Raw genomic sequence first — 12,279 nt, forward strand, 5'->3', positions numbered from 1 at the left:
GCTCGGTGCCCGCCCCGTCGGGCCGGCGGGGCGTCAGGCGCCGGTCGGGAAGTGGCAGGCGGCTGTGTGGTCCACGCCGGGGGCGGCAGGGGTGGGGGGCGGCGGTTCGGTGGCGCAGCGGGTGCGCCGGTCGGGGGTGAGGGCGGCGTGGACGGGGCAGCGGGCGCGGAAGGGGCAGCCGAGGTGGCGTTCGGCGGGGGACGGCGGGTCGCCGGCCAGCAGCAGCCGGGGGCGGGCGCGTTCGGCGGCCGGGTCGGGCAGCGGGACGGCGGCGAGCAGGGCGCGGGTGTAGGGGTGGCGGGGCTCGGCGAAGACCCGTTCCACGGTGCCGGTCTCGACGGTGCGGCCGAGGTACATGACGCTGACCCGGTCGGCCAGGTGCCGTACCACGGACAGGTCGTGGGAGACGAACAGGTAGGCGAGGCCGAGTTCGGCCTTCAGTTGCTGGAGCAGGTTGAGCACCCCGGCCTGCACGGAGACGTCGAGCGCGGAGACCGGCTCGTCGAGGACCAGCAGGTCCGGGCGGACGGCGAGGGCGCGGGCGATGGAGATGCGCTGGCGCTGGCCGCCGGAGAACTCGTGCGGGTAGCGGTCGGCGTGGGCCGGGTCCAGGCCGACCTGGCGCAGCAGTTCGGGGATCCGGCGGCGGGCCTCGGCGGCGGGGGTGTGCTGGGCGAGCAGGGGTTCGGCGATCACGTCGCCGACCGGCATCCGCGGGTCGAGGGAGGCGGCCGGGTCCTGGAAGACGATCTGGACGCGGGCCCGCAGGCGGTGTGCGGCGGCCCGGTCGAGGTGGGCGGTGTCCTGGCCGAGCAGGTCGATCCGCCCGCCCTGCGGGGCGGCCAGACGGAGGATCTCGTACAGGGTGGTGGACTTGCCGGAGCCGGACTCGCCGACCAGGCCGAGGGTCTCACCGCGCCGGATGTCCAGATCGACGCCGTCCACGGCGAAGGTCTCGCCGGTCCGGCGGCGCAGCAGGGTGCCGCGGTAGCGGGGGAAGCTGCGGGTGAGGCCGGTGACGGTCAGTACGCTCTCGCGTTCCTCGCGCGGCCGGGGTTCGGCGGCGGGCACCGCGGGGACGGGGTAGACCTCGGCGGGGGCGGGCCGGGTGGCGGCGAGGTGCTCGGCGCGCACGCACGCGGCCAGGTGTGCGCCGTCGCCCGCGAGTGGTGGTTCGGCGGTGCGGCAGCGGTCCTCGACCAGCGGGCAGCGGTCGGCGAACGGGCAGCCGGGGCCGCGCAGTTCACCGGCGGCGGGCGGGCGGCCGGGGATCGGGACGAGTGGTCCGCCGCGGCCGTCGAGGCGGGGGACGGCGCCGATCAGGCCGAGCGTGTACGGGTGCCGGGGCGCGGTGAACAGCTCGTCCACCGGGGCGGTTTCGACGATCCGTCCGGCGTACATGACGGCGACCCGGTCGGCGCTGCCGGCGATCACGCCGAGGTCGTGGCTGACCAGGACGAGGGCGGCGCCGGTCTCCCGCTGGGCGGTGCGCAGCACGTCCAGCACCTGGGCCTGGATGGTGACGTCGAGGGCGGTGGTGGGTTCGTCGGCGAGCAGGATGTCGGGGTCGTTGGCGACGGCCATGGCGATCATCGCGCGTTGCCGCATGCCGCCGGAGAACTCGTGCGGGAAGGCGTCCAGGGCGCGGGCCGGGTCGGGGATGCCGACCAGGTCGAGCAGGTCGGCGGCGCGTTTGCGGGCGGCGGCCCGGCCGACGGCCTGGTGGACCCGGACGGCCTCGGCGATCTGGTCGCCGATCCGGTAGACGGGGGTGAACGCGGACAGCGGGTCCTGGAAGACCATGGCGATCCGCCGGCCGCGGATCTCCGCGAGCTGCCGGGCGGGCAGCCCGACCAGTTCGCGGCCGTCGAGCCGGACCGAGCCGCCGATCCGGGCGGTGCCGGGCAGCAGGCCGAGCACGGCGAGCGCGGTGACGGACTTGCCGGAGCCGGACTCGCCGACCAGGCCGAGGGTCTCACCGCGCCGCAGGTCGAGATCGACGCCGCGGACCGCCGGGTGGTCCCCGAAGTCGACGGTGAGGTTGCGGACGGCGAGCAGGTCGGGGGTCACGGGGTGCTCCGGCGCGAGGGGGTGACGGTCTTGCGGTTCTGTGCCCGGCGGGAGGGCCGGCGTCCGGCCGCGGCGGTGGGGTCGAGGGCGTCGCGCAGGCCGTCGCCGACCAGGTTGACGGCCAGCACGAACAGCACCAGCAGGCCGGCGGCGAAGTAGAACAGCCAGGGGAAGACGGGGGCGTCGCCCGCGCCGGCCGCCAGCAGGGTGCCGAGCGAGACGTCGGGCGGGCGCACACCGAAACCGAAGTAGGAGAGCGCGGCCTCGCTCATCACGGCGCCGCCGACGGTGATGGTGGCGTCGATGATCAGGAAGGAGGAGACGTTCGGCAGGATGTGCCGCCAGATGATCCGGAACGGCCCGACGCCCATGAACCGGGCGGCGGCGACGAATTCGCGCTCGCGCAGGGAGCGCGTCATCGAGCGGATCACCCGGGCGGTGATCATCCAGTTGAAGACGGCGAGCAGCAGCACGAACGCGATCCAGCCGCTGCCGCGCAGCCGGGGCGAGATCACCGCGATCACCAGGAACGCCGGGAAGATCAGCATCAGATCGACCAGGAAGGTCAGCAGCCGGTCCGTCCAGCCGCCGAAGTACCCGGCGCAGGCTCCGACCAGCGAGGCCAGAGCGGTGGAGAGCACCGCCACCAGCAGGCCGATCACCAAGGACTTCTGGAGGCCTCGGACGGTCTGCGCGAACACGTCCTGGCCGAGGCCGTTGGTGCCGAACCAGTGCTGCGGGGACGGGGGTTGGCGCAGCGCGGTGTAGTCGGGGGTGGCGTAGTCCCAGGGCGTCAGGTACGGCCCGAGAAAGGCCAGCAGGAACAGCAGCGCCAGCACCACCAGCCCGAGGACCGCTCCGCGAGAGGCTGCGAGCCGCCGGGCCGCCAGCCGGAGCCGGCCTGCGGGTGCGGCACCGGAGGTGGTTTCGGCGGTCACCGGGCCGGTGCCCGGGACGGACTCGGCGCTCATGCCGTCCTCACTCTGGGGTCGAGGGCGGCGTGCAGCGCGTCGGCGAGGAAGCCGGCGGCGAGGACGACCACGGCGGCGAAGAGGTTGACCGCGACGACCGAGTTGACGTCCTGTTCGTTGACGGCCTGGATGAACCACTCGCCCATGCCGTGCCAGCCGAAGATGGTCTCGGTGAAGGCGGCGCCGGTGAACAGGCCGAGGAAGGCGTAGGCGAACATCGTGGTCATCGGGATGATCGCGGTCCGCAGGCCGTGTTTGAGCAGGGCCCGGCCGCGGGTGAGTCCCTTGGCCTCGGCGGTGCGCAGGTAGTCCGCGCCGAGCACGTCGAGCATGGTGGAGCGCTGGTAGCGGCTGTAGGTGGCCAGGCCGCCGAGGGCCAGCGAGAGGGTGGGCAGCAGCAGGTGCAGGCCCCAGTCGGCGAGGTGGGTGCCGAGGCCGCCCGCCAGGTTGGGCGTCTCGTAGCCGGTGAACGGGATGACGTCGTGGCCGGCGGCGTTCTTCGCGGCGATGGCGCCGTTCTTGAGCAGCAGGGCGAGCAGGAACACCGGGGTGGAGAGCAGCACGAAGGACAGCACGGTGAGCGCCCGGTCGGAGAGCCGGTACTGCCGTACCGCGCTCCACGCGCCGGCGGCCACGCCGAGCAGCATGCCGAGCACGCTGCCGATCAGCAGCAGTCGCAGCGAGACCCAGATCCGGCGGCCGAACTCCTCGTTGACGGAGGTGTCGTGGATGGTGCGGCCGAGGTCGGCGTGCAGCAGGACACCGTCCGCCCAGGTGGCGAAGCGTTCGACCACGGGGGTGTGGTCGTTGAGGTTGAGCGCGGTCAACTGCCGGTCCACCGCGGCGGCGGAGGGTCGCGGCTGCTTGGCCTCGAAGTAGGCGCGCGGGCCGAGCGCGCTGCCGGTCAGCGCGTAGGCCAGGAACACCGCGGCGGTCAGCAGGACGACGTAGTAGCCGAGCCGCCTGGCCAGGTAACCCGTCACGGAGCCCCTCCGGCCTGGTTCGCACACCTGCGGAACATGGTCATTTGCCTTCGCTAGTACGGACTTTGACGCACTTTTGCGCAGCAGTTGTACGCCACGCCCGACCGGCCCGTCCAGGGTCGATCGCGTCGGCGGTTCGTCCGGTCCGGCGAACCCGCTGGTCACAGCTGATCAGACGGGTACGGACGGGGTGTTGCGGCGGTGTTTCACTCCGTTTCGTTTCGATCAGTTCCGCGCATCACCCTGGTGGGGGCAGCTGATGGGCTGTTACGTTCGGCCCGCCGGTATCGATTTGGCTGCCCACGATCAAGCGCCGCCACACCTGACGACGGCCACTGGCTCTTCGAAACCCTCCGAAGCCCCCCGAAGACCCCCGAAGACCCCGCGAACCCCCCGAACCCTCCGAAAGCCGAGGACTCCGCCGATGGACACATCGCCCGCCACCCGTCGAATCGGCCGCGCCGCTGCCGCCGCTCTCGCCGCGCTCCTGGCCGCGACCGCCTGCAGCAGCAGCCAGGGCGGCTCGGCGGACGGCGCCACCAAGACCGTGGTACCGACCGTGGACGCCGAGGACAACAACCCGCAGCCGCTGGAGAACATCAGAGACGGCGGCGAGCTGCGCGAACCACTCCAGCAGTGGATCACCCAGTGGAACCCGTACCAGGTCGACGGCACCTACGGCGACGCGGTCGAGATCATGGGCTACCTGGAGGCCAAGCTCTTCCGCTCCGACGCCCAGGGCGTCTACCACCCCGTCCCCGAGTACCTGGTCTCCGCGCAGGTCACCTCCACCTCGCCGCAGGTGGTGACGTACAAGCTCAACCCGAAGGCGGTCTGGTCCGACGGAACGGCAATCGGCTACCGGGACTTCGAGGCGGTCTGGAAGTCCTCCAACGGCAAGGACCAGGCGTTCAACCTGGCCGACTCCTCCGGCTACGAGCAGATCTCCGCCGTCGAGCAGGGCGCCGACGCCAGCGAGGTCAAGGTGACCTTCTCGGAGCCGTACGCCGACTGGCAGAGCCTGTTCAGCCCGCTGCTGCCGGCCTCCGGGATCTCCACCCCGCAGGCCTTCAACGAGGGCTGGATCGAGAAGGTCCCGGTCTACGGCGGCCCGTTCGTCCTGGCGAACGCCGACAAGACCGCGCAGACCATCACCCTGACGCCCAACCCCCGCTGGTGGGGCCCGAAGCCGAAGCTGGACCGGATCACCTTCCGGGTCCTCGACGCCGCCGCGATCACCCAGTCCTACCTCAACAACGAGATCGACTTCGCCTCGGCCGGCACCGCCGCCTCCTACGGCCAGCTCAAGGACGCCAAGGACTCGGTGATCCGCACCGGCACCCCCTGGGACGAGGTGCACATCTCCTTCGGCGGCAACGGCGCGCTCGCCGACCAGAAGGTCCGCCAGGCGCTCGGCAAGGCGCTGGACCGGGCATCGCTGATCAAGGTCGCCAACAAGGGCGTGCCCGTGGAGTTCAAGCCGCTCGACAACCACCTGTTCATGACCAACCAGAGCGGCTACCGGGCCAACGCCGGCGACTGGGTGACCTACGACCCGGCGACCGCCAAGAAGTGGCTGGACGAGGCGGGTTGGAAGGACTCCGGCGGCACCCGCAGCAAGGACGGGCAGCCACTGGAGCTGCACTACGTGATGAGCGACGGCTCCACCCAGGCGCAGGCCGACCTGGCCACCGCCACCCAGAACATGCTCCAGCAGGTCGGCGTCAAGCTCACCATCGACAAGGTGCCCAGCAAGGAGTACTTCTCCAAGTACATCGACCAGGGCAAGTTCGACCTGGCCAGCTGGCGCAACACCGGCTCCTTCCCGCTCTCCAAGACGGTGCCGATCTTCCGCGCCCCGCAGGGCGACAACGTGTTCGGCAACTACTCGAAGCTGAGCACCCCCGAGATCGACGGCCTGCTGCGCAAGGCCGCCGCCACCCTCGACCCGGCGAAGGCCGCCGAGCTCTACAACCAGGCCGATGTGAAGATCTGGGAACTCGGCCACACCGTCGAGCTCTACCAGCGCCCCAGCATCGTCGCCGTCCGCAAGGGCCTGGCCAACTACGGCGCCGGAAGCCTCGCCGACACCGTGATCACCTCGGTCGGCTGGCAGAAGTAGCTCCGCCGTTGACGCCCCGCCACGCGCTGCGACGGGGCGTCACTTTTCCTGCTACCGGCGGTGCTTGAAGTCCTCCAGGGCCTGTCGGACGGTCTCCGTCATGGCCTGGCTCCCCACGTGCCCGGAGTCGTCGAAGATGTGCAGCTTCGCGTCCGGCCAGGCCTTCGCCAGCTCCCACGCGGTCTGCGCCGGGCAGCCCATGTCGTACCGGCCGTGCACCAGCACGCCCGGGATGCCCGCCAACTTGTGTGCATTGCGCAGCAGTTGGTCCTCCTCCAGCCACGCGCCGTTGCTGAAGAAGTGCGAGCAGATCCGGACGAAGGCGATCCGGTCGTCCATCTCACGGTTGCTGTACATCCCGGGGATTCCGTTCGGCTCCCCCTCGATGACCGCGTCCTCCCAGGCCAGCCACTCGTTCGCGGCCTTCTCCCGGACCGCCCGGTCCGGGTGCTCCATCAGCCGCGCGTACGCCGCGAGCAACTGGTAGACGTCACCGCCGCGTTCACTCTCCGGGACGCCGTCACGGAACCGGTCCCACGCCTCGGGCCGGAACCCGCCGACGCCCCGGTACAGCCAGTCGGTCTCGGCGCGGCGGGTGGTGGTGACCGCCTGGATGACGATCTCGCCGACCCGCTCCGGGTGCTGCTGCGCGTACGCCAGGATCAGCGTCGATCCCCAGGACGCGCCGTCCAGCAACCATCGCTCCACACCGAGGTGTTCACGCAGCCGCTCGATGTCGTCGATCAGGTGCTGCGTGGTGTTCAGCGCCATGTCCGCCGCCGGGTCACTGGCGTGCGGGGTACTGAGCCCGCAGTTGCGCTGGTCGTACCGGATCACCCGGTAGCACTCCGGATCCCACGCCCGGGTCGGCCGCTTCGGAAACCCCGCCCCGGGCCCGCCGTGCACGTACAGCGCGGGCTTGCCCTCGGGGTTGCCGAGCTGCTCGTAGTAGATGCGGTTGCCGTCTCCGGTGTCCAGGAAACCACTGTCGTAGGGGTGCATCGGCTCGTAGAGATCAACCATGACCGTCGATCCTAGGACGTGGACCGCCCGCACCGCTCAGCTTTTCTGACCTGCCGTCAATCCGCCCGGGCAAGCAGTACTTCACCCACAGCAGAACGCCGCTCCCTTCCCCTCGCGCGCGGGATGTCTACGCTGAAGAGGTGAGCACTCAAGGCCAGAACGAAGCCCGTGTCATCCCGCTGCGCCCGCAGGGCGGGGCGGCCAAGCAGCCGCCGGCGCCGAAGGAACCGCTGTGGCGCGATGTGGTGGGCGGTGTGCTGCGGCGTGAACGGCTCGCCCAGCAGCGGACGTTGAAGGACGTCTCGGAGGCGGCCCGGATCTCCATGCCGTACCTGTCGGAGCTGGAGCGCGGCCGCAAGGAGGCCTCCTCCGAGGTGCTCGCGGCGGCCGCCCATGCGCTGGGGCTCGGGCTCGGCGATCTGCTGTCGCTCGCCCAGGACGACCTCGTCCGCTACTCGCAGATCCGCCGCGCCGCGCCGGCCACTCCGTACAACGGGCTGTGCCTGGCTGCCTGATGAAACGCGGGTGGGTGCGAAGCCGGGGGCGGGAGGTACCCCCCGTGCCCCGGTTTCGCACCCCTCGCACCCGCTCGCACCCGCTCGCACCCGCTCGCGCCCCTGATGTGCATTCACCTGGGTCAGACTGGAAGCAACCGCCGGCTCAGCACCTCGTCGGCCAGGCCGTAGGCAACGGCCTCCTCCGCGGTGAACACCTTGTCGCGGTCCATGTCCGCGCGCAGCGTCGCCGGGTCGTGGTGGGTGTGCCGGGCGAGCACCTCCTCGACCTGCGAGCGGATCCGCAGCATCTCCTTCGCTGCCAGGCTCAGGTCCGAGACCGTCCCCTGCCGCCCACCGCTGGCCGGCTGGCCGAGCAGCACCCGGGAGTGCTGGAGCACGAACCGCCGCCCCGGGTCGCCGCCGGCCAGCAGCACAGCCGCCGTGGACGCCGCCTGGCCGACACAGAACGTCGAGATCGGCGACTGCACGAAGGTCATGGTGTCGTAGATCGCCATCAGCGAAGTGAACGATCCACCGGGCGAGTTGAGGTAGATCGCGATCTCCTCCCCCGGGCTCGCCGACTCCAGGTGCAGCAGCTGCGCGATCACCACGTTGGCCACGCCGTCGTCGATCTCGGTGCCGAGGAAGATGATCCGCTCGTTCAGCAGCCGGCTGAACACGTCGTAGGAGCGCTCGCCCTGAGCGGTCCGCTCGATGACGTAGGGAACCGTGTACGAGCCCATGTCACAGCCCCATCCGTCGGCGGTTCGCGGCCGGGCGGATGTCGGCCAGCGACTCCACCACCTGGTCCACCATCCCGTACTCCAGGGCCTGTTCGGCCGTGAACCAGCGGTCCCGGTCGCCGTCCCGGGCGATGGTCTCCTCGCTCTGGCCGGTGTGCGCGGCGGTGATCCGCTCGATCGCCTGCTTGGTGAACTCGAGGTTCTCCGCCTGGATCGCGATGTCCGAGGCGGTGCCGCCGATGCCCGCCGACGGCTGGTGCATCATGATCCGCGCGTTCGGCAGCGCGAAACGCTTGCCGGCGGCGCCCACCGTCAGCAGGAACTGCCCCATGCTGGCGGCGAAGCCCATCGCCAGCGTCGAGACGTCGTTCGGGATCAGCCGCATGGTGTCGTAGATCGCCAGGCCCGCCGTCACCGACCCGCCCGGGCTGTTGATGTACAGGCTGATGTCGGTGCGCGGGTCCTCCGCCGAGAGCAGCAGCAGCTGCGCGCACACCCGGTTCGCCAACACCTCGTCAACCTGGGTGCCGAGCAGGATGATCCGCTGCGCGAGGAGCTGCGCCGCGAGGTGGTCGTCGAAGCGGCTGGGCGGCGTGTCGCCGTCCTCCGCGCGGGGTTGGAGCGAACTCATCGGGGTCTCCTCGTCGGGGCCGGAGTACGTCGTTCACTCCACTGTTCACCCCGCACGGCCCCCGGCAGACGCTTCTCTGCCCGCCGCAGATTCGCCGACGGCAGAGCCCGCCGGCTCAGACCCCGGGGGCAGGGCGCACCGTGATCCCGTTGCGCTCCAACAGCGCCGCCGTCACCCCGTCGCCCGGCACCAGCACACCCGCGAACGAGCCGTCGTACACCGCGCCCCGGCCGCAGGACGGACTCCTGGGCATCAGCACCGCCTCCGTGCACCCGGCCCGCTGCGCCGCGACCAGCGCCCGCTCGGCCCCCGCCACGAACTCCGCCGTCACATCCTGCCCGCCGTCGTCCACCACCCGCGCGGTCCCGTCCAGCACGTCGTACCCGTCGCCCCCGATCAGCTCTGCCGGGGGCCGAGGGGTGGGCAGCCCGCCCGCCACCTCGGGGCAGAACGGCACCGCCCGCCGCCCGTCCAGGAGCTCCGCGAGCGCGGGCGACGCCTTGTCCCGCCCGTCGAACCGGCACGGCACCCCACGCAGACACGCACTGACCAAAATCGCTTCCACCCACCCAGGCTACCGGCCCCCACCCCCACCCGACCCCGCCCCTGACCTGCCGGAACCTTCAACCGGCCACCCGCCGCACTGGCGGGCCGTCAGGCCTTGCCGGTGGTGGCGACGGCTGTCAGGCCGCCTTCGGTGGGGCCGTAGACGCGGCCGCCTCCGGCCCAGAGGGGGACGGTGAGGGAGATGGTGGGGGCCTGGAAGTCGTAGGTCCAGCGGGCGGTGCCGGTGGCGGGGTCGAGGGCCCAGGTCTTGCCGTGGAGCCAGAGGTAGAGGGTGTCGTCGGCGAACTGGGCGCCGAGGTTGGTGACGAGGGCGCCGGCGGGGAGGGTGCCGGCCCAGCAGACGGTGCCGTCGGTCGCGTTCAGGGCCTGCACCCTGAGGGTGAGGGTCTTGTAGTCGATGCCAGCGGCGAAGACGGTCGATCCGTCGGTGTTCGCCACGACCGCCTGGTAGGTCATGGTGGCGTCGGTCTTCCACGCCACCGTCCCGTCGGCCGGGTTGAGGGCGTAGACGCGGTCGGCGAGGTAGAGCAGGTGGTCGCCGGCCGAGGTGTGCGGGCCGTCGGTGAAGGTCTGGAAGAGGGCTGCCGTGCTGGGGGTGGTACCGGGCGGGCTCTGGTGCCAGGCGGAGATGCCGGCGTCCTGGGTGTCGAGGCCGGACAGGGTGGACGTGCCGTTGGACATCTCGGTCCGCTCCCAGAGCAGGTGGGTGCCGGTGGTGGGGACGGCGAGGCGGCCGCTGCCGAAACCGGAGGTCGGATATCGCTGCTCCCAGCGCCTCGTGCGGGTGGCGGTGTCCACCGCCCACACGAACATCGTCTGGCCCGCGACCCCGACGGCCGAGCCGTTGCCCTGGACGTAGAGGGTGCCGTCCAGGACGCCGCAGACCGCGCCGACGGTGGCGCGCATCGCGGCGTCGGTGTACGTCCACGCGGTTTCGCCGGAGGCCAGGTCGATCGCCTTGAGGGAGGTGCGCATGCTGAAGTTCGGAGGCGCGCTCTGCTCCCAAGTGAGGTAGTAGCCCTTGCCGTTGGCGGCGACGACCTGCCCGAGTGTCGGGGCCGGCATGCTGCCCTGGGCGGTCTTCGGCGCCCAGCGGGGCTTGCCGTCGCGGTCGAACCCGCGAATGGCCTTGGCGTCAACGGTGAGGATGCTCTCGCCGTCACCGACGATCTGGGTGAGCTGTTCGGACACGGGCACCGTCCACAGCGCGGTGGCGATGTTGGTGGTGTCCAGCGAGCGTTCCGGGTTGGTGAGGTCGGGCGCCGGTGCCGAACCGCCTTTCGCGGTGGCCGACTTGTCGGCGGTTCGGCCCATCGTCAGGTACACCGCCGTCCCGCCGCCGGCCAGCGCGACCGCTCCGCCGGCCAGCCCGTACAGCAAGGTCCGCCGCGTGGGACGCTTCGACTCCGGCTCGGCGGGCGGCAGTTCCATCGTGGGCGGAAGCGGCGGCGGTGGCAGCGTGGGCGCCAGGACGGCCGCCGAGCGCTCGACGGCGGCGAGCAGCGTGGGGTGCAGCCAGGCCCCGGGAGGCAGCGGTTCGAGCCGCTGGGAGTCGACGAGTTGGCGGGGTGTCGGCCGGTCGGCCGGGTCCTTGGCGAGGCAGGCGGCGACCAGTAGCCGCAGCCCGGCCGGGACGCCGCTCAAGTCGGGTTCCTCGGCCGCGACCCGGCGGACCACCTCGATGGGATGGCCGCCGCCGAACGGGCCCGCGCCGGTGGCGGCGTGCACCAGGGTCGAGCCGAGCGAGAAGACGTCGGCGGCGGGGCCGGCCGGGCGGGCGAGGGCCTGTTCGGGCGACAGGAAGGAGGGGGTGCCGAGGATGACACCGTCGGCGGTGAGCACGCTGTCGTCGGCGGCGCGGGCGATGCCGAAGTCGATGACGTGCGGGCCGTCGAGGGCGAGCAGGACGTTGCTGGGCTTGATGTCGCGGTGGACGAGTCCGGCGGCATGGATGGCGGCGAGTTCCTCGGCGATCCCGGCGGCAAGGATGCGCAGCACGGACTCGGGGAACGGCCCGACCAGGCGGACGGCCTCGTCGAGCGGGATGCCGGGGATGTACGCGGTGGCGAGCCAGGGCAGCGGCGCGTCCGGGTCGGCGTCCACGACGGGGGCGGTGAACGCGGAGGACGCGGTGCGGGCGGCCGAGACCTCACGCCGGAAGCGGGCCCGGAACCGCTGGTCGTCGGCGAGTTCGGGCCGGATCAGCTTGATCGCGACGGTCCGGCCACCGGCCGACCGGCCGAGGTAGACGGCGCCCATCCCACCCGCGCCGAGTCGGCCGAGCAGCAGGTAGGGGCCGACGTGCGCGGGGTCGGTGGGTGCGAGCGGGTGCATCGTCGTCAACTCGCTTTCGCAGATGGGTCGGTGAGGATCGACGGGCTCGGGGTAGCGAGGCACGGGCGTCGGGCGCCGGGCGTCCGGATCACGGTCAGGGGGCTGCTCGGGGCGAGTGGGTGCATCGTCGTCAACTCGCCTTCACAGGAAGGGTAGTGAGGATCGAGGGATGCGAGACGGCGAGGCGACGGGCGCCGCGCGGCGGCCGTCCGGATCAGCGCCCCGGGGGCGAGCGGGTGCATCGTCGTCAACTCGCTTTCGCAGGCGGGGCGGTGAGGATCGACGGGCTCGGGACGGCAAAGCATCGGCGCCGCACAGCGGCCGTCCGCATCAGCGCC

The 12,279-nt window shown here is 71.9% G+C and carries 10 protein-coding genes; 2 read left to right on the plus strand and 8 right to left on the minus strand.

The features are described from left to right. Positions 1–33 precede the first annotated feature (33 nt). The 3 genes from ACFV18_RS01040 to ACFV18_RS01050 are packed head-to-tail and all read right to left on the minus strand — an operon-like array spanning position 34 to position 4,024. The gene (locus tag ACFV18_RS01040; protein WP_380478055.1) at positions 34–2,070 is read right to left on the minus strand and encodes a dipeptide ABC transporter ATP-binding protein; all 2,037 of its coding nucleotides are present in this window, start codon (positions 2,068–2,070) and stop codon (positions 34–36) included. Beyond that, entirely contained in the window at positions 2,067–3,041 is a 975-nt protein-coding gene (locus ACFV18_RS01045; protein WP_380478056.1) for an ABC transporter permease, read from the minus strand. The genes ACFV18_RS01040 and ACFV18_RS01045 overlap by 4 nt, the downstream gene beginning before the upstream one ends. Further along, on the minus strand, positions 3,038–4,024 hold the full coding sequence (locus ACFV18_RS01050; protein WP_380478057.1) for an ABC transporter permease: 987 nt from the start codon (positions 4,022–4,024) through the stop codon (positions 3,038–3,040). Before ACFV18_RS01050 ends, ACFV18_RS01045 begins: the two co-directional genes overlap by 4 nt. A 424-nt stretch (positions 4,025–4,448) precedes the next feature. Between ACFV18_RS01050 and ACFV18_RS01055 the strand changes: the two genes are divergently transcribed. Continuing rightward, a complete protein-coding gene (locus ACFV18_RS01055; protein WP_380478058.1) occupies positions 4,449–6,146 on the plus strand; it encodes an ABC transporter family substrate-binding protein in 1,698 nt (565 codons plus the stop codon). A gap of 51 nt (positions 6,147–6,197) precedes the next feature. On the opposite strand, the gene pip is transcribed toward ACFV18_RS01055, so the two are convergent. Beyond that, on the minus strand, positions 6,198–7,169 hold the full coding sequence (pip, locus tag ACFV18_RS01060) for a prolyl aminopeptidase (protein WP_380478059.1): 972 nt from the start codon (positions 7,167–7,169) through the stop codon (positions 6,198–6,200). 140 nt (positions 7,170–7,309) lie between these two features. Between pip and ACFV18_RS01065 the strand changes: the two genes are divergently transcribed. Then, complete coding sequence (locus ACFV18_RS01065) at positions 7,310–7,684, plus strand: helix-turn-helix domain-containing protein (protein ID WP_380478060.1); 375 nt, start codon at positions 7,310–7,312, stop codon at positions 7,682–7,684. 122 nt (positions 7,685–7,806) lie between these two features. Here ACFV18_RS01065 and ACFV18_RS01070 read toward each other — a convergent pair whose 3' ends face one another. From ACFV18_RS01070 to ACFV18_RS01085, 4 genes are all read right to left on the minus strand, one after another. Next, positions 7,807–8,409, minus strand: a complete 603-nt coding sequence (locus ACFV18_RS01070; RefSeq protein ID WP_380478061.1) for a ClpP family protease — start codon at positions 8,407–8,409, stop codon at positions 7,807–7,809. A 1-nt stretch (position 8,410) separates the two neighbouring features. Then, positions 8,411–9,040, minus strand: coding sequence for a ClpP family protease (locus tag ACFV18_RS01075; RefSeq protein WP_380478062.1), 630 nt, complete (start codon positions 9,038–9,040; stop codon positions 8,411–8,413). Between the two features lie 115 nt (positions 9,041–9,155). Beyond that, entirely contained in the window at positions 9,156–9,605 is a 450-nt protein-coding gene (locus ACFV18_RS01080) for a DUF523 domain-containing protein (RefSeq protein ID WP_380478063.1), read from the minus strand. 89 nt (positions 9,606–9,694) lie between these two features. Further along, the gene (locus ACFV18_RS01085) at positions 9,695–11,941 is read right to left on the minus strand and encodes a PQQ-binding-like beta-propeller repeat protein (protein WP_380478305.1); all 2,247 of its coding nucleotides are present in this window, start codon (positions 11,939–11,941) and stop codon (positions 9,695–9,697) included. Between the last annotated feature and the right edge of the window lie 338 nt (positions 11,942–12,279).

The sequence above is a fragment of the Kitasatospora sp. NPDC059673 genome (assembly GCF_042734215.1).
GTDB lineage: Bacteria > Actinomycetota > Actinomycetes > Streptomycetales > Streptomycetaceae > Kitasatospora.